The sequence below is a fragment of the Pseudorhizobium banfieldiae genome (assembly GCF_000967425.1).
Lineage (GTDB): Bacteria > Pseudomonadota > Alphaproteobacteria > Rhizobiales > Rhizobiaceae > Neorhizobium > Neorhizobium banfieldiae.
This window is the reverse complement of sequence record NZ_FO082820.1, coordinates 2,635,366-2,653,013: the sequence shown is the minus strand read 5'-3', so window position 1 is coordinate 2,653,013 and position 17,648 is coordinate 2,635,366. Positions and strand designations below refer to the sequence as shown.

Here is a 17,648-nt window from a genome sequence, read left to right as displayed (position 1 = left end):
GGACCGAAGGAGGATGACGATGACGATGATTGTTGAAATGCGCGCCGCTGCTCGCGAAGCTGTAAACGCGCCCGAGAAACGCACGTCCGTCGCAGCCTCCGGTCTTCCGCCTGCGCAGGGCCTTTATGACCCGCGCAACGAGCACGATGCCTGCGGCGTCGGCTTCATCGCCCACATGAAGGGGCAGAGGTCGCACCAGATCGTCAAGGACGGGCTGTTCATCCTCGAGAACCTCACTCATCGCGGTGCTGTCGGTGCCGACCCGTTGATGGGCGATGGCGCAGGCATTCTCGTCCAGATCCCGGACCGCTTCTTCCGCGAGGAGATGGCGAAGCAGGGCGTAACGCTGCCAAAGGCCGGTGAATATGCTGTCGGCCACTTCTTCCTGCCGCGCGATGCGGAGCAGATCGACCACTTCAAGAAGGTGATTGTCGATGTGATCGCCGAGGAGGGGCAGCAGTTCCTGGGCTTCCGCGAAGTGCCGGTGGACAATTCCTCGCTTTCCAAGGCGCCCGAGATCGCCGCGACCGAACCCTATCACCTGCAGGTCTTCATCGGCGCGGGCCGCGATGCCGCGACGAACCACGAGTTCGAGCGCAAGCTCTTCCTCGTCCGCAAGGTGATCTCCAATCGCATCTACGACCAGTTCGGCGGACAGGAGACCGGTTTCTATCCCGTGTCGCTCTCGTCCTCGACCATCGTCTACAAGGGAATGTTCCTCGCCTATCAGGTGGGCGCCTATTACAAGGACCTGTCCGACCCGCGTTTCGAATCGGCTGTGGCGCTCGTCCACCAGCGGTTCTCGACCAACACCTTCCCGTCGTGGAAGCTGGCGCATCCCTATCGCATGGTCGCCCATAACGGCGAGATCAACACGCTGCGCGGCAATGTCAACTGGATGGCCGCCCGTCAGGCTTCTGTCTTCTCGCCGCTCTTCGGCGACGATATCTCCAAGCTGTGGCCGATCTCCTATGAGGGCCAGTCGGACACCGCATGCTTCGACAACGCGCTCGAATTCCTGGCCCGCGGAGGATATTCCTTGGCGCATGCGGTGATGATGCTGATCCCCGAAGCATGGGCCGGCAACCAGTCGATGAGCCCGGAGCGGAAGGCCTTCTACGAATACCATGCCGCCCTGATGGAGCCGTGGGACGGGCCCGCTGCGGTCGCCTTCACCGATGGCAAGCAGATCGGCGCGACGCTCGATCGCAACGGCCTGCGCCCGGCGCGTTACGTCGTGACCTCCGACGACCGCGTCATCATGGCCTCGGAAGCGGGCGTGCTGCCGGTGCCGGAAGAGACCATCATCAAGAAGTGGCGGCTGCAACCGGGCAAGATGCTGCTGATCGACATGGAGAAGGGTCGCATCATTTCCGACGAGGAAGTGAAGAGCGAACTTGCCACCAAGCATCCCTACCGCAACTGGCTGGACCGCACACAGCTGATCCTGGAGGACCTGCGACCTGTCGAGCCGCGGGCGTTGCGCCGCGACGTGTCGCTGCTCGATCGCCAACAGGCCTTCGGCTACACGTCCGAGGACACGAAGATCCTGATGTCGCCAATGGCGACGACCGGCCAGGAAGCCGTCGGCTCAATGGGGACGGACACGCCGATCTCGGCGATGTCCGATAAGTCGAAGCTGCTCTACACCTATTTCAAGCAGAACTTCGCCCAGGTCACCAACCCGCCGATCGACCCGATCCGCGAGGAACTGGTGATGAGCCTCGTCTCCTTCATCGGTCCCCGTCCCAACATCCTCGACCATGAGGGCATGGCGAAGGCGAAGCGCATGGAAGTGCGCCAGCCGATCCTGACAAATGGCGACCTCGAAAAGATCCGCTCCATCGGTCACATGGAGGATCACTTCGACACCAAGACGCTCGACTTCACCTATGACATTGAGCGCGGCGCCGAAGGCATGCCGGAGATGCTCGACCGGTTGTGCGAGCGGGCGGAGGCTGCCGTTCGCGGCGGCTACAACATCATCGTGCTCTCCGACCGCCAGATCGGTCCGGACCGGATCGCGATCCCGGCGCTGCTTGCGACCGCTGCCGTCCACCATCACCTGATCCGCAAGGGTCTTCGGACTTCGGTCGGTCTTGTCGTCGAATCCGGCGAGCCGCGCGAGATCCACCACTTCTGCTGTCTCGCCGGCTTCGGCGCCGAGGCAATCAATCCTTATCTCGCCTTCGACACGCTGACCGACATGCATGCCCGCGGCGAATTCCCGAAGGAAGTCGACGCGAGCGAAATCGTCAGCCGCTATATCAAGGCGGTCGGCAAGGGCATCCTGAAGGTCATGTCCAAGATGGGCATCTCGACCTACCAGTCCTATTGCGGCGCGCAGATCTTCGATGCGGTCGGCCTGTCATCCGAACTCGTCAACCAGTACTTCTTCGGCACCGCGACGACCATCGAGGGTGTCGGTCTGACGGAGATCGCCGAGGAAACCGTGGCGCGCCATCAGGCGGCCTTCGGCAAGGACCCGGTGCTGGCCCGCACTCTCGATATCGGTGGCGAATATGCCTATCGCATGCGCGGCGAGAGCCATGCCTGGACGCCGGATGCGGTCGCATCGCTGCAGCATGCAGTGCGCGGCAACAGCCAGGATCGCTACCGCGAATTCGCGCAGATGGTGAACGACACCGCCTGCCGGATGAACACGATCCGTGGGCTGTTCAAGATCAAGTCGGCGGAGGATATCGGTCGCAAGCCCGTATCGATCGAGGAAGTCGAGCCGGCGGTGGACATCGTCAAGCGCTTCTCGACCGGCGCCATGTCCTTCGGCTCGATTTCCCGCGAGGCGCATACGACGCTGGCGATCGCCATGAACCGTATCGGCGGCAAGTCAAACACGGGCGAGGGCGGCGAGGAAAGCGATCGCTACACGCCGCTGGCGGACGGGTCGCAGAACCCCGAGCGTTCGGCGATCAAGCAGGTCGCGTCGGGTCGCTTCGGCGTCACAACCGAATACCTCGTCAATGCCGACATGCTGCAGATCAAGGTGGCGCAGGGGGCGAAGCCCGGCGAAGGCGGCCAGCTGCCCGGTCACAAGGTGGATGCAACCGTCGCCAAGACCCGGCATTCGACGCCGGGCGTCGGCCTGATCTCGCCGCCGCCGCACCACGACATCTATTCGATCGAGGACCTGGCGCAGCTCATCTACGACCTGAAGAACGTCAATCCGGAGGCGGACGTTTCGGTCAAGCTCGTGTCCGAGGTCGGCGTCGGCACGGTGGCCGCCGGTGTCGCTAAGGCACGCGCCGACCATATCACGGTCGCGGGCTTCGACGGCGGCACGGGTGCGTCGCCGCTCACCTCGCTGAAGCACGCCGGCAGCCCGTGGGAGATCGGTCTCGCTGAAACCCAGCAGACGCTGGTGCTGAACGGATTGCGTTCGCGTATCGCGCTGCAGGTCGATGGCGGGTTGAAGACCGGCCGTGACGTGATCGTGGGTGCGCTGCTGGGCGCTGACGAGTTCGGCTTTGCCACCGCGCCGCTGATCGCGGCCGGCTGCATCATGATGCGCAAGTGCCACCTCAACACCTGTCCGGTCGGCGTTGCGACCCAGGATCCGGTTCTGCGCAAGCGCTTCAAGGGCACGCCGGAACACGTCATCAACTACTTCTTCTTCGTCGCGGAAGAGGTGCGTGAAATCCTCGCCTCGCTCGGCTTCACCAGGCTTGACGACATCATCGGCATGTCGGAGCTTCTGTCCAAGGACGAGATGATCGCGCACTGGAAGTCGAAGGGGCTCGACTTCACCAGGATCTTCCACAAGGTCGAGGCACCGAAGGAAGCGACCTACTGGACCGAGCGGCAGAAGCACCCGATCGACGACATCCTCGATCGCAAGCTGATCGAGAAGTCCATGCCGGCGCTCGAAAGCAAGGAGCCGGTGGTCTTCGAGGTGCCGATCAAGAACGTCGACCGCTCCGTCGGCGCCATGCTGTCGGGAGCGCTCGCCAAGCGGTGGGGCCACAAGGGGCTGAGGGATGACACCATCCATGTGACGCTGCGCGGCACGGCCGGCCAGTCCTTCGGTGCCTTCCTGGCCCGCGGCATCACCTTCGACCTGGTGGGCGACGGCAACGACTATGTCGGCAAGGGCTTGTCCGGCGGCCGGATCATCGTTCGTCCGCCCGAGAACTCGAAGCTGAAGGCGGAGCAGGCCATCATCGTCGGCAATACCGTGCTCTATGGTGCGATCACCGGCGAGTGCTATTTCCGCGGCGTCGCGGGTGAACGCTTCGCGGTTCGCAACTCCGGTGCGATCGCCGTCGTCGAGGGCGTGGGCGACCACGGCTGCGAATACATGACGGGCGGCATCGTGGTCGTGCTCGGCGAGACCGGGCGCAACTTCGCGGCCGGCATGTCGGGCGGCGTGGCCTACGTGCTCGATGAGGAAGGGACCTTTGCCAAGCGGTGCAACATGGCGATGGTCGAACTCGAGCCGGTGCCGGAAGAGGACGACATGCTGGAGAAGCTGCACCACCACGGCGGCGACATCATGCACAAGGGCCGCGTCGACGTGTCCGAGGATATGACGCGCCACGACGAGGAGCGCCTCTACCAGATGATCTCCAACCACCTGCACTACACGGGTTCGGAGAGGGCGAAGGAAATCCTCGACCGCTGGACCGAGTTCCGGCCAAAATTCCGCAAGGTCATGCCCGTGGAGTACCGCCGTGCTCTGGAAGAGATGGAACGTATGCGCATGGGTGTTGCGGCGGAGTGAGCCGCCTTCGCCTTATTCATCGGCTGCTTGCCATGGGAGTAGCAGCCGCCGTGCCGGCGGTTGTGTTCGTGGCAAATGGCACTATCGCAGCAGAACAATGGGTGCTGGGGGGGGGCATCGGTCTCGCCTACTGGTACTGGGGGCCGACAGGCGCCTCACTTTGAAAAGGGACGATACATGGGCAAGGTAACGGGTTTCATGGAAATCGACCGGCAGGTCATGAAGTACCAGCCGGCATCGGACCGTATCCGCCATTTCCGGGAATTCACCATTCCGATGTCGGATGCGGAAGTCACCAAGCAGGCGGCACGCTGCATGGACTGCGGCATCCCCTACTGCCATGGTCCGACGGGCTGTCCGGTGCACAACCAGATCCCGGACTGGAACGACCTCGTCTACAACAACAAATGGGAAGAGGCGATCCGCAACCTCCATTCCACCAACAACTTCCCGGAATTCACCGGCCGTGTCTGCCCGGCGCCCTGCGAGGAAGCCTGCACGCTGAACCTCGAGGATGCGCCCGTCGCGATCAAGACAATCGAACAGGCGATCGCCGACAAGGCATATGAGCTTGGCCTGGTCGGCCCGCAGCCGGCGACTGAAAAGACCGGCAAGAAGGTCGCCATCATCGGCTCCGGTCCCGCCGGCATGGCGGCGGCCCAGCAGCTCGGCCGCGCGGGACACGACGTGCATGTCTACGAGCGCGAGACGAAGCCGGGTGGCCTGCTGCGCTACGGCATCCCGGACTTCAAGCTGGAGAAGAACTTCATCGACCGTCGCGTCGAGCAGATGAAGGGCGAGGGCGTCACCTTCCACTGCGGCGTCAATGTCGGCGTCGACATGCCCGTCGAACAGTTGCTCGCGGAGCATGATGCGGTGCTCTACTGCGGTGGGTCGGAGACGCCGCGCGCCGCCGGCATTCCCGGTGTCGACCTGCAGGGCGTCTATGATGCCATGCCCTATCTCGTGCAGCAGAACCGCCGCGTGGGCCGTGAGAACATCGATAGCGTGGGTTGGCCGGCGGAGCCGATCCTGGCGGGCGCCAAGCATGTTGTGGTTGTCGGCGGCGGCGACACCGCATCCGACTGCGTCGGGACTGCATTCCGCCAGGGCGCGGTGAAGGTCACGCAGCTCGATATCCGCCCGCAGCCGCCTGAAAAGGAAGACAAGCTTGCCGTCTGGCCCTTCTGGGCCACGAAGATGCGCACCTCGTCCTCGCAGGCCGAAGGTGCGGTCCGCGAGTTCCAGGTCGCCACCCTAGAGTTTGTCGGAGAAGACGGGCATCTGACCGGCGTGCGCTGCTGCGAGGTGGACGATCGCCGCCAGCCGATCGCCGGCACGGACTTCATCATCAAGGCGGACCTCGCCTTCATCGCCATTGGTTTCTCCGGGCCGCTGAAGGACGGCGTGCTCTCGGAATTGGACGGGAAGCTCGATCTCAATGTCGATCGGCGCGGCTCCACGAACGTGGTCGCCAATGACCGCGACTACAGGACGTCAGTGGACAAGCTCTGGGTCGCGGGCGACGTTCGCCGTGGCCAGTCACTGGTGGTCTGGGCGATCCGCGAAGGCCGCCAGGCTGCACGCTCGATCGACGAGGCCCTGATGGGCGGTTCGGTTCTCCCGAGGTAAGATCGGAGTCTTGGTCGGGCTACGTCTCCCTCCTCCATCGTGGGAATGAGGGAGGCGGGAGTATTACCGCCGTGGCAGGACTGCGGGATATGCGGGAAGGGCCTACTGCGTGGTGCTTCGCTGATAGTCGTCGATGCGGCCCTTCGGGGCTGGCGGCAGTTCGCCGCGCTTCACCAGCATGTCGCGTGGTGTTTCCACAATCGGCGGTGGCGTTGGCGAGGCACCCAGCAGCTCGGTTCCCCCGTCGAGTTCCGGGTCCATCAGGCTGATGGGCTGGACGGGCACGGCCGTGGTCGGTGAGGGTGGCAGGACCTGCAGTTCCGGCAGGTTGCTGGCATCGAGCTTAACCAATTCCGGGCTCGCCATCTCTCCCAGATGCCGACGGGCATATTTCTCGACATAGAACGCAAGCTTGCGCTTGCCGGCCTTGGTAAAGTTGATGCCGTCGGAACCACGCAGGCGAGCCTGCTGGCCGTTCATATCGGATCCGGTGACGATGAAGCGGCCTTCCTCGTCAACGAAACCATCCCAGATATCGACGAACTCGCCGCCGAGCTCCGCCACTTCCGTCCGGTAAAGGCCGTTCAGCTTCACGGCGTCGCGCATCAGCGAGGGCGACTGAAAGGAAGGCAGGCCGACCCAGAGCAGCGGGATCTTCCTGCTGGTGACGATGGTGCCAAGCTCGCGGATGCGTCGTTCATATTCGGTGAACCAGCCGTCGCTCGGGAAGTCGAGGCGCGCATCGGCCGTCTTCATCTGCTGGCGATCGTTGGCACCGATCATCACCACGACCAGTGCGGGCTTCACTTCGTCGATCAGGGTCGGGAGCTGTTCCGGCCAGTTGTAGTAGTCCTGGCGCACCAAGCCGGAGGAGCCATTGCTCCGTTCCGCGACGACGACGCCGGGCGATTCCTCGAAGGCGGTGGAGAGTTCGTCGCCCAATCCTCCGGCGAGGAAGTCACCTACCACGAGGATCTGGCGTGCATTCTCCAGCTTGGCCACCGGCTCCGGCTTCGGCGGTGCGGCTGGAGCGGCTGGCCGTGGCGCGGCTGCCCGCGCGGCCGGCGCGCGGCCGCGGGGGCGCGGCTGCTGTTGCCTCAGTTGCCTCTGGCGCCGCGGCTGCACGTCGATGATGGACGGTTCCGGGTCGATATAGCGACGCCCGCCGCCGAACAGCATGTCGAGCAGATTGCGGCGCTGGACGCGCTCCTGTGCCTCTGCCGGCGCCGGTGACGCCGGCACGACAAGAGCCACAGTGACCAAGATCACCAGGAAACGGCCGATAATGCCTTTGCCGCCCACCACATCAAACCTCATGTCCGCGCGGGGCTTCCCGCCCGCCTGCTCATGCAGGCGATGTGGGACGGAATGCGCGAGTTGTCAACGCAACGCGTTGAGAAGGGACTGCGACGGCTGACCGTCCGCCTGCATGCCGAGCCGCTGCTGGATTGCGGTGATCGCCGCCTTGGAGCCGGAACCGAAATTGCCGTCGATCTCGCCCTCGTAGTAGCCAAGCTGCTTGAGCTTTGTCTGCAGCTCGAACTTCTCGACGATGTCGAGCGTGCCATTCGGCCGTGGCCAGCGCTGATGGACGCCGCCGTAGCCGGCGATCTGGTCTGCAAGAAGGCCGACGCCGAGGGCATAGCTGTCAGCGGCGTTGTAGCGCTTGATGACAAAGAAGTTGCGGGTCATCAGGAAGGCCGGACCATTCGCGCCCGCCATAAGCTTCAGTTCGGCGCGATCGCCGCCGCGCGGGAACGGCTTGCCGTTGGGGCGCGTGAAGCCGAGCGCCGCCCATTGTGCCAGCGTCTTGGTCTGCCCGTCATACTTTGCCGCACCCCGCGGCAGCACCGCCTCGTAGCCCCAGGTCTTGCCGGTCTGCCAGCCGTTCTTCTTCAGGAGGTTGGCGGCGGTGGCGAGCGCATCCGGGACGGAGTTCCAGATGTCCGCACTACCGTTGCCGTCGGCATCGACCTTGTAGAGCAGGTAGCTTGAGGGAATGAACTGGGTGTGACCCATGGCGCCTGCCCAGGAGCCGGTCAGGTGGTTCGGGGAGATCTCGCCCGATTGAAGGATCTTGAGGGCGGCGATCAGCTGGGTCCGTGCAAACTTGGCGCGCTTTGGGTCGCCCCAGGCGAGGGTAGCCAAGGCCTGCGGGACGTGATGCAGGCGATCCCGCTTCTCCAGCACCGCGCCGTAGTTCGATTCCATCGACCAGATGGCCAGGAGAACGTGCTTGTCGACACCGAAGTGGTTTTCGAGAGCCGCGAGCGTGCGGCCATGGCGCGCCAGCATCTCGCGGCCGACCTTCACGGTATAGGGATTGACGCGTGAATCCAGGTAATCCCAGATTTGCGACTTGAATTCGGGCTGATAGGCGGCCTTCTCGAGGACTGTCCGGTCCGGTGCCGAGACGCCGGCGAAGGCCTTCTCATAGGTCGAACGGCTGATGCCGGCCTTGGCGGCCGTTGAATAGAAATCGGAGATCCAGGACTTGAAACCCGCATCGGCTCTGGCATCTAACGGATTGGTCGCCAGGGCTGCTCCTGCGGCCAGGGCGAAAATCAAACCGCGAAGGCGATAGGTGCGAAACATGGTCATCGGCAAATCGTGTCCGTCGTTCTTCAGGTTCATCCTTCATCGAACGTGATGTTCGACTTAACGAATGGATAACAGAACAGAGTCAACAAACCCTTTACCATATGAAGCAGCTCGCGTCATCGGTGAGGAAATCGTAGCAATTCTTGACTAGATGACGCGATTGTGAGTTGGCTCCCGACGGAGTACTTCAGGAGGTGTGCGTGGCACAGAAGAAGATACGCAAGGCAGTGTTTCCGGTAGCCGGGCTTGGAACGCGGTTCCTGCCGGCCACGAAAGCCGTACCCAAGGAAATGCTGACGGTCGTCGACAAGCCGGTGATCCAGTATGTCGTCGATGAGGCGGCGGAAGCGGGGATCGAACACTTCGTCTTCGTCACCGGTCGCGGCAAGGGCGTCATCGAGGACTATTTCGACATCCAGTACGAACTGGAGCAGATGCTGCGCGAGCGCAACAAGAACGCCGAGCTCAGCCTGCTTGCGGATCTGCTGCCGACCGCCGGCACGGCGAGTTTCACGCGCCAGCAGGTGCCGCTCGGACTTGGCCACGCCGTCTGGTGCGCCCGCGACATCGTCGGCAATGAGCCTTTCGCTGTGCTGCTTCCCGACATGATCATGTCGTCCGAGAAGAGCTGCCTGAAGGGCATGGTCGAGCTTTACGAGCAGACCGGCGGCAACGTGCTGGCCGTCGAGGAATGCGACCCGGAGATGGCGCACAAGTACGGCATCGTCGGTGTCGGCAACAAGGTGGGCGAAGGCTTCAAGATCACCGAGATGGTCGAGAAGCCGGCGAAGGGCACGGCACCCTCCAACTACTACATCAACGGCCGCTATATCCTGCAGCCGGAGATCTTCAGCATCCTTGAGACGCAGGAGCGGGGCGCGGGCAACGAGATCCAGCTGACGGACGGCATGCTGGCGCTTGCCCGGCAACAGGAATTCGCGGCCTACCACTTCAAGGGCGAGACCTTCGACTGCGGCGCCAAGGACGGCTTCATTCTGGCCAACCTGGCATTCGCGCTCCAGCGCGGCGACATCCGCCCGGCGATCGAGGGCCCGCTGAAGGACATGGTGGCGCGGCTCATCTAAGGACACTGAGCCTGAACACTGCAACACCAAAATGCCCGGTTCGCGCCGGGCATTCTCATCTGCGGAGGGTGAGGCCCATGCCGGCACGCCAGGTGTCGGTATCGTCGCCGCTACGGAGTGTTCGCTCGTATTCGAGATCACCGGTGAGATCGAGATAGGGGTTGATGCTCCAGGCGAGGCCGGCGCCGGCAAGCCAGGTGGTCTCGTTTTCGCCCTCGGGAAAGTCGCGCAGGGTAGCGCCACCGGTGAGCCGCCCGACCAGCCTGTGGCGCAGCTGGTGCGTCACCACCGCGGTGGCATCATATTCCGTCCAGCCGCTTGCGCCGGGGGCCGTTGCGTCCTGAAGCGTCGTTCGCAGTGCAAGCTCGACATCGGTTCCCCGTTGTGGAGACCAGACGGTCCGTCCATCGAAAGTCACGCCGCCAAGGTCCTCAAGCCGCGCGTCATCATAGTCGGCGCGCGTATATCCGGCGGTGAGCTCACCGCGCAGCTTTTCGCTGAGATCGAATTCCACGCCAGTCCGACCGGCGTAACGCCAGGACGAGCGCTCGTATCCTGCCGAGTCGTAGCGATCGTCATAGAAGCTGCGCCCGCCGGCCACTTCCACAAAGGGCACAAGCGCCGGCGAGAGCTCGTAGCCGAGCCTCAGCCTGCCATCGACCGTCGTTCGATTGCGGTCGCTGAGATCGAGGGAGGAGCCATCCTGTAGTTCGGCGTCCGAATAGATCTCCCGGCTGACGCCGACGCCGGCGAGCCCGTGGATCAGGCCAGCATTCCGTTCGAGCGTCAGGCCGCCGTCAAACTGGTGAACACCGGACTGGACGCTGGCACCGCCGATGGCGTTGGGGTCGTTATTATCCTCGCGCTCGAAGCTGTAGCCGGCGCTGATGTTGGCCATGGTCTCGTCAGCGAGGTCGAGGCGCAGGTTGGCATCCACCCTCCCTTCGGGCTCGATGTCGTCGCGGCCGCCGATATCCCGCTCGAACGTGCCTTCGCCATTCACCGTAAGCTCGTGGCGTGACCAGTCGGAGGTGAGGGTGCCGCGAATGGCGGTTGATAGATAGTCGCGTTGGGTCTTCGTATCGCCGTTTCGGATCGTCTCGCGGTTCACCGTATTGCTGACGGAAGGGCGGAGCATGAAGGTGCCGAGTCGGATGCCGGTCGGATCGCCAGGAGGAAGAGGCGCCTCACCCGGCTCGATGGCATCGGCGCCTACGTCCAAATTCTCCTCGTAGGAGAGGGACAGGTCTTCCTCATAAGGAGGATCCAGAGGCGCCGGTGCCGGGATAGAGCCGGTCGCAAGCGTCTCCGAATTCGCCGAAGGATCGGCGCCGCCGGCCGGAGCAGAACCAGTCACGACGCCATAGGCCGAAGAGGCCGCCGAAGCCCTGGAAGGGAGCGTATTGGCAGAGGTGGGTAGCGGCTCCGAATTGGTATTGTTTGTTGCGGAGCGTGGCGGATCAAGTTCTTGCGCACCCGTGGTAACAGGCACCACCAGGGACGTGCAGGCAAGCAGCACGGCCAGCGCCGGCAGGCGCGGCACAGGTCTTTCGCCTTGCTTGTCCATTCTCTCCATCCAGATGCCCGATGCGCAGCGGTTACGCAAACGTAAAGCCATGTGGTTAACACTTGGTTCTAGCGGGGGGCGGCGCTATCGTCGCGATGGACTCCGCTCGGCAAAAGCGGTAGATGCCGCGCCATGACACAGGAAGTACTCAAGGTGAGCGAGACGGCGGTCATCGAGTCCGCGCTGCGCACGATCTCGGTCGAGAGGCAAGGGCTGGAGGCCCTGGAGCAGGCCCTGCAGAACGGGCTTTCCGACTCTTTTCGGCAGGCTGTCGACCTGATCCTCGGGCTTAAGGGGCGGGTGATCGTCTCCGGCGTCGGCAAGAGCGGGCACATCGGCGCGAAACTCGCCGCTTCGCTGGCCTCGACCGGTACCCCTGCATCCTTCGTGCATGCCGCCGAGGCAAGCCACGGCGATCTCGGGATGATCTCCAGGGACGATGCGGTCATCGCGGTTTCCTGGAGCGGCGAGACGGCCGAACTGCAGAGCATCGTCGGCTATTGCCGGCGCTTCTCGATCCCGCTGCTCGCGCTGACGGCGGGCGAGGCTTCGACGCTGGCGCGAGAGGCGAGCATCGTGCTTCTCCTGCCCAAGGCTCAGGAAGCCTGCCCGCACGGACTGGCGCCCACCACCTCCACCCTGTTGCAACTGGCACTCGGCGACGCGCTTGCGGTGGCGCTTCTCGAGGCCCGCGGCTTCACCGCGCTCGATTTCCGTGTCTTCCATCCCGGCGGCAAGCTGGGCGCCATGCTGAGCCATATCGGTGATATCATGCATACCGGAAGCCGTGTGCCGCTGGTGAAGAAGGGGACACCGGTTCCGACGGCGGTTATGACGCTTGCGGAAATGCGTTTCGGTTGCGTCGGCATCACCGACGAGGATGGTCGCCTGTGCGGCGTCGTCACCGACGGTGACCTCGCCCGCGGGCTCAACCTCAATCTCGGTGCGATGATCGTCGACGACATCATGACGCGCGATCCGAAGACGGTGAAGGAAAGGACGCTCGCCACGAGCGCCATGGCCCTTCTCAACCAGCACAATATTTCGGCGCTGATCGTGGTGGATGACGAACGCCATCCGATCGGCATCGTCCACTTCCACGATCTTCTGCGCGTCGGCGTCGCCTGATCTAGGCGGCCGCCTCTACCTTCAGATCACGCCCGTCGGCGGAAACCACCGTTACGCGCGTTCCTGCCGGCAGGTCAGGCCCCATGACGGGCCACCAGGTGTCGTCAAGGCGGATGCGGCCGCGGCCTTCCCGGATCGGCTCATGGAGCGTTGCGGTGCGGCCGACCAGGCTTTCGCCGCGGCGGTTGAGATAGGGCTGGTCGCTGGTTTCGTGCCGGCCATAGAAGCGGCGTCCGGCGAGCGCGAAAGCGCCGGCCAGAACGGCAAACAGCACGAACTGCAGCTGCCAGGGCCAGAAGGCGGCATCCCAGAGCAGAAGCGACAGGACGCCGATGACGATGGCGGCCGCACCGATCCAGATCAGGAAGACGCCGGGCGCGACAAGTTCGGCGGCAAGCAGAACAATGCCGATGATCCACCAGCTCCAGGGGCCGAGATTGGCGGCGAGTGTCTGCAGCATGGTCAGGTCTCGTTCCGCGGAGCGAACGGATTGACGGGCGGCGTCGTGCGGGGTGAGGGCGTGGGCGCCGGTCGCGGGGAGGAGGGCGTGGCCGGCTGTTGCGGCACTGACGAGCGGATGCGCGCCGGGCCGTCGCCATCACCGAAAACCTCCTTGGCGATCGCGCCGATGCCACCCAGCGAGCCGATGAGCGAAGAAGCCTCGATCGGCATCAGCACGATCTTCGAGTTGGGAGCCTTGCCGATCTCCGTCAGGGCTTCCGTATATTTCTGGGCGACGAAGTAATTGATTGCCTGCACGTCGCCGAGGGCTATCGCCTGCGAGACGGATTGCGTCGCCTTTGCTTCCGCCTCAGCCAGACGTTCCCGCGCCTCCGCCTGACGGAAGGCTGCTTCGCGCTCGCCCTCGGCCTGCAGGACGGCAGCCTGCTTCGCGCCTTCGGCGCGCAGGATCTGCGCGTTCCGTGCACCCTCGGCTTCCAGCACTTGGGCGCGCTTCTCGCGCTCGGCCTTCATCTGCCGGCCCATGGACTGGACAAGGTCAGCCGGCGGCTGGATGTCCTTGATCTCGACGCGGGTTACCTTGATGCCCCACGGGCCGACCGCTTCATCCACCACGCGGAGCAGCCGCTCGTTGATCACCTCGCGGTTGGAGAGGAGTTCGTCGAGATCCATGGATCCCATCACGGACCGGATGTTGGTCATCGTCAGGTTCTGGATCGCATTCTTGAGGTCGGCAATCTGATAGGCAGCCTGAGCAGGATTTAGGACCTGGTAAAAGGCGACGGCGTCCGCCGAGACGCTGGCATTGTCCTTGGTGATGACTTCCTGGGTCGGCACGTCCAGCACCTGCTCCATCACGTTCATGCGGGCGCCGATGCGCTCGATGAATGGCGTGATCAGGTTCAGCCCCGGATCGAGGGTGCGGGTGTAGCGGCCGAACCGTTCGACGGTATAGCGATATCCCTGCGGCACCGTCTTGATTCCGGCGAACAGGACCAGGATGACGAGTAGAACGATCGCAATAACGACGATATCGAAGCCGCCCAACATGGCTGACCCTCCAGCTCAAGAAGTCTGAGACTGGAGTATCATGTTCCCGCCACGGATCAAACGAAAGAGGTCAGACCCAGCCCTGAAGCTCGCGGCGAACGACCGTTTCCAGGACGCCCATGCCCTCCGGGCTGTCGTTGAGGCAGGGGATGTGCAGGAACTTCTCGCCGCCGTGGTGCTGGAAGATCTCTCCGGCCTCGCCAGCGATCTCCTCCAGGGTCTCAAGACAATCGGAGACGAAGCCGGGGTTCATGACGGCGATGCGCTTGATGCCTTCGTCGCCCAGCTTCTCCATGGTCTTGTCCGTATAGGGTTGCAGCCATTCCTCCGGCCCGAAGCGGGACTGGAAGGTGACCATGAACTTCTCTTTCGGAAGGCCGAGGCGCTCCCGTAGCAGGCGGCCGGTCTTCTGGCAGTGGCAGTGATAGGGGTCGCCCTGCTTGAAGTAGGATTGGGGAATGCCGTGGAAGGAGGCCACCAGCATTTCCGGCTCCCAGTCCACCTGTGCCAGCGCCTTCTCGACGGAAACCGCCAGCGCCTCGATATATGTCGGGTCATCGTGGTAAGGCGGGACAGTCCGGACCGCCGGCTGCCAGCGCATCTTCATCAGGTGCTCGAAGGCCTTGTCGTTGACGGTCGCCGTCGTCGAGGCAGCGTATTGCGGGTAGAGCGGGAAGAGCAGGATCCTTTCGCAGCCCTGGGCGTGGAGCGCGTCGATCCTCGAGGCGATAGAGGGGTTGCCGTAGCGCATGGCCCAGTCGACCACGACGTTCGGCAGGTCCTTCAGGCGCTCGGCCATCAGTTCACCCTGGTTGCGGGTGTAGGTCCGCAGATAGCTCTCGTCGAGGTCCTTGTTCCAGATTTCCTCGTAAGCCTTGCCGACCTTCTGCGGGCGCTTGTTCAGGACGATGCCGTAGAGGATCGGGTACCAGTAGAGACGCGACCACTCGATCACGCGACGGTCGGACAGGAACTCCGCCAAGTAGCGGCGCATTGGCCAGTAATTGGTACCGTCGGGCGTGCCGAGATTGACGAGGAGGACCCCGACCTTGCCGAACTTCACTGGGGGATGACCGGCCGGGAGGTGGCTCGTGATGGCGTCCATTTCAATGATCCGATTGCTGTTCAGCGGTTTATACGGCACCGCAACACGTTTGGTTCTATCTAGAAACAAAAAACGGTCCGGGGAAGCCCTGGACCGTCGGCATTTGCGAGACAAATCGTCTTAGCGGGGCGGCAGGCGAAGCTCGGTCCCGACCGTCAGGACATTCGGATTGCGCAGTGCGTTTTCCTCGGCGATCCTCTTCCACATCGTCCCGTCGCCATAGACCGACTCGGCGATCTTCCACAGAGAGTCGCCACGGGCAACGGTATGCGTCTGCTCTTGCGGCGAAGCCTCGGTCGCAGCAGGGGCAGCGGTTTCCGCGGCCGGTGCCGTTTCCGCCGGTGCAGGCGTCGTTGGTGCCGCCGTGTCAGCCGGAGCAGCAGGCGCCGGCGTGGCCGGTGTAGCAGCTGCCGGTGCCTCGGCTGCGGGTGCCTCGGCTGCAGGTGCCGCCGGTGCCTCGGTGGCCGGCGCCTCCGGCTGAGCGGCCTCGCCAGCAGCGGCCACTTCGGTTATGCGGCCGTCCGTGTAGGGCTCGTAGGGCGAGTTGGCGCCCAGATAATCAGCCACTGCCTGCTCGAGATTCGGGCCGAAGTCGTAGGGATTGACGGCATTTGTCGCGAAGATCTTGTAGCCGTCGCCGCCGCCGCGAACATAGTTGTTGGTAACCACGCCGTAGGTCTTTTCGGCATCGAGCGGCACGAAGGCATCGCCTTCCTTGACCTGAACGTCGGTGACCCGCTCGCCAGCCGGCTTCGACTTATCGAAGGAGTACTTCATGCCCGCCACCTGCGGGAAGCGGCCAGCAACCTCCTCGATCTGGCTGACGCCGTTCTCGAGTGCGGCGCGAAGGTCGGATCCCTTGAGCTGGAAGGTGGCAATGGTGTTCTGGAACGGCAGGACGGTCAGGACCTCGCCCATCGTCACGTCGCCAGAATCGATCGAGGCACGCAATCCACCGCTGTTGGCGATCGAAATGGTGATGCCCTGATCCTTGACCCGGTCGAGCTGCGCGTCGGCAACGAGATTGCCCATGGAGCACTCTTCGACACGGCAGACATCGCGATCGCCGACGATCGTATCCTGCGTCGAGCCAACCACCTTCTGCTTCAGTTCCTCCAGGGGCTTGCCGAGCTCCTCCACCTTGGCGGCATAGCCGGCGTCGGGTACCACGGAGGAGTCGAGGAGTTGCGGCGCGCCTTCGGCCGACGTTACAACGCCGTTGTCGTCGAAGACGACCTTCAGGTCGCCCAGATACTTGGAATAGGCATAGGCCTGCACGATCGGCACATCCGTGCCGCCGGGATTCTTCACCAGGGTCGGGTAGGGACCGGCAGCCTTCTCGTCGGTGCTGGAAAGGAGAGTGTGGCTATGGCCGCCGACGATGACGTCGATGCCGTCCACGGCTGCGGCGATCTCCTGGTCGCGGTGATAACCGACATGCGAGAGAAGGACGATCTTGTTGATGCCCTGGCCTTCGAGGTCGGCAACCGCCTTCTTCAGATATTCCACCTCGTCCTCGAAGCGGATCTTGTCGCCGGGCGAGGACGTCTCGTCGGTGTCGGTTGCAAGCACGGAGACCACCGCCACCTTCTGCCCACCGATGTCCTTAATGATGTAGGGCTCGAACTTGCCGGCGACCGGGCTGCCCTCGGCGGCAATCGTGTTGCCGGAGATGATCGGAAATTCCGATGCCTCGATGAACTTCAGCAGTTCCTCCGGGCCGTCGTCGAACTCGTGGTTGCCGATCGCCATGGCGTCGAAGCCGATGCCGTTCATGAAGTCGGCGATCGGGCCGCTCTTGAACATGCTGTAGAAGAGCGAGCCCTGGAACTGGTCGCCTGCATCGAGGACAAGAACGTTGGCGTCGGCGAGTTCGCCGCGACGGGTGTCGATGGCGGTCTTTACCCGCGCGATGCCGCCGAAGCACTCGTTCTTCGATGCTTCTTCCGCCGAGCAGGTGGAATCGTACTTGTTGATAGCCTCGATGCGCGAATGGAGATCGTTGATGTGGAGGATATTGAGCTCGTAATCGGCCAGCGCGCTGCCGGCAAAGAGGGCAATCGCCGAGGCGGTCATCAGCCCCAGTCTCAACGTTTTCATCATTGTGTCTCTCTCCTGTTGTCGCGGTCGGATCACGATCCGGCGGCGTCCGATCCCATTGTCCCACGATCGGCGACGGGGCATGGTTTCATCAAGGCAGGACGACTGCAAGGGGAAATGTGCAGTGCGGGAGGCACCGGGGGACGCCTCCTCCGAAACGAAAAAGCCCCGCCATGGGCG

At 63.6% G+C, this 17,648-nt stretch carries 12 protein-coding genes; 5 read left to right on the top strand and 7 right to left on the bottom strand.

The window, feature by feature from the left end:
- Positions 1–37: 37 nt before the first annotated feature.
- The 3 genes from gltB to NT26_RS13085 are packed head-to-tail and all read left to right on the top strand — an operon-like array spanning position 38 to position 6,370.
- Positions 38–4,738, top strand: coding sequence for a glutamate synthase large subunit (gltB, locus tag NT26_RS13090; protein ID WP_052642171.1), 4,701 nt, complete (start codon positions 38–40; stop codon positions 4,736–4,738).
- Entirely contained in the window at positions 4,735–4,902 is a 168-nt protein-coding gene (locus tag NT26_RS22790) for a hypothetical protein (RefSeq protein ID WP_156157144.1), read from the top strand. Before gltB ends, NT26_RS22790 begins: the two co-directional genes overlap by 4 nt.
- A gap of 13 nt (positions 4,903–4,915) precedes the next feature.
- A complete protein-coding gene (locus tag NT26_RS13085; RefSeq protein ID WP_052639334.1) occupies positions 4,916–6,370 on the top strand; it encodes a glutamate synthase subunit beta in 1,455 nt (484 codons plus the stop codon).
- A 102-nt stretch (positions 6,371–6,472) separates the two neighbouring features.
- Here NT26_RS13085 and NT26_RS13080 read toward each other — a convergent pair whose 3' ends face one another.
- Both NT26_RS13080 and NT26_RS13075 read right to left on the bottom strand, forming a co-directional pair.
- Positions 6,473–7,687, bottom strand: coding sequence for an SGNH/GDSL hydrolase family protein (locus NT26_RS13080; RefSeq protein WP_052639332.1), 1,215 nt, complete (start codon positions 7,685–7,687; stop codon positions 6,473–6,475).
- Between the two features lie 63 nt (positions 7,688–7,750).
- On the bottom strand, positions 7,751–8,971 hold the full coding sequence (locus tag NT26_RS13075) for a lytic murein transglycosylase (RefSeq protein WP_052642169.1): 1,221 nt from the start codon (positions 8,969–8,971) through the stop codon (positions 7,751–7,753).
- A 200-nt stretch (positions 8,972–9,171) separates the two neighbouring features.
- Here NT26_RS13075 and galU point away from each other — a divergent pair, with 200 nt between their 5' ends.
- Positions 9,172–10,056, top strand: coding sequence for a UTP--glucose-1-phosphate uridylyltransferase GalU (gene galU / locus NT26_RS13070; RefSeq protein WP_052639330.1), 885 nt, complete (start codon positions 9,172–9,174; stop codon positions 10,054–10,056).
- A gap of 55 nt (positions 10,057–10,111) precedes the next feature.
- Here the strand turns inward: galU and NT26_RS13065 are convergent, their stop codons facing one another.
- Positions 10,112–11,623 carry an outer membrane beta-barrel protein gene (locus tag NT26_RS13065; RefSeq protein WP_052639328.1) on the bottom strand — a complete coding sequence of 504 codons (1,512 nt, stop codon included), beginning with the start codon at positions 11,621–11,623 and terminating at the stop codon, positions 10,112–10,114.
- A 132-nt stretch (positions 11,624–11,755) separates the two neighbouring features.
- On the opposite strand from NT26_RS13065, the gene NT26_RS13060 reads away from it, so the two are divergent.
- Entirely contained in the window at positions 11,756–12,751 is a 996-nt protein-coding gene (locus NT26_RS13060) for a KpsF/GutQ family sugar-phosphate isomerase (protein ID WP_052639325.1), read from the top strand.
- 1 nt (position 12,752) lies between these two features.
- On the opposite strand, the gene NT26_RS13055 is transcribed toward NT26_RS13060, so the two are convergent.
- The 4 genes from NT26_RS13055 to NT26_RS13040 all read right to left on the bottom strand — a co-directional run bounded on the left by NT26_RS13055 (position 12,753) and on the right by NT26_RS13040 (position 17,471).
- Entirely contained in the window at positions 12,753–13,211 is a 459-nt protein-coding gene (locus NT26_RS13055) for an NfeD family protein (RefSeq protein WP_052639323.1), read from the bottom strand.
- Positions 13,212–13,213: 2 nt separating this feature from the next.
- Positions 13,214–14,263 (bottom strand): SPFH domain-containing protein, encoded by a 1,050-nt coding sequence (locus tag NT26_RS13050; RefSeq protein WP_052639321.1) that lies wholly within the window; start codon positions 14,261–14,263, stop codon positions 13,214–13,216.
- Positions 14,264–14,333: 70 nt separating this feature from the next.
- Complete coding sequence (hemH, locus tag NT26_RS13045) at positions 14,334–15,368, bottom strand: ferrochelatase (protein WP_052639319.1); 1,035 nt, start codon at positions 15,366–15,368, stop codon at positions 14,334–14,336.
- Between the two features lie 120 nt (positions 15,369–15,488).
- A complete protein-coding gene (locus NT26_RS13040) occupies positions 15,489–17,471 on the bottom strand; it encodes a 5'-nucleotidase C-terminal domain-containing protein (protein ID WP_052639316.1) in 1,983 nt (660 codons plus the stop codon).
- Between the last annotated feature and the right edge of the window lie 177 nt (positions 17,472–17,648).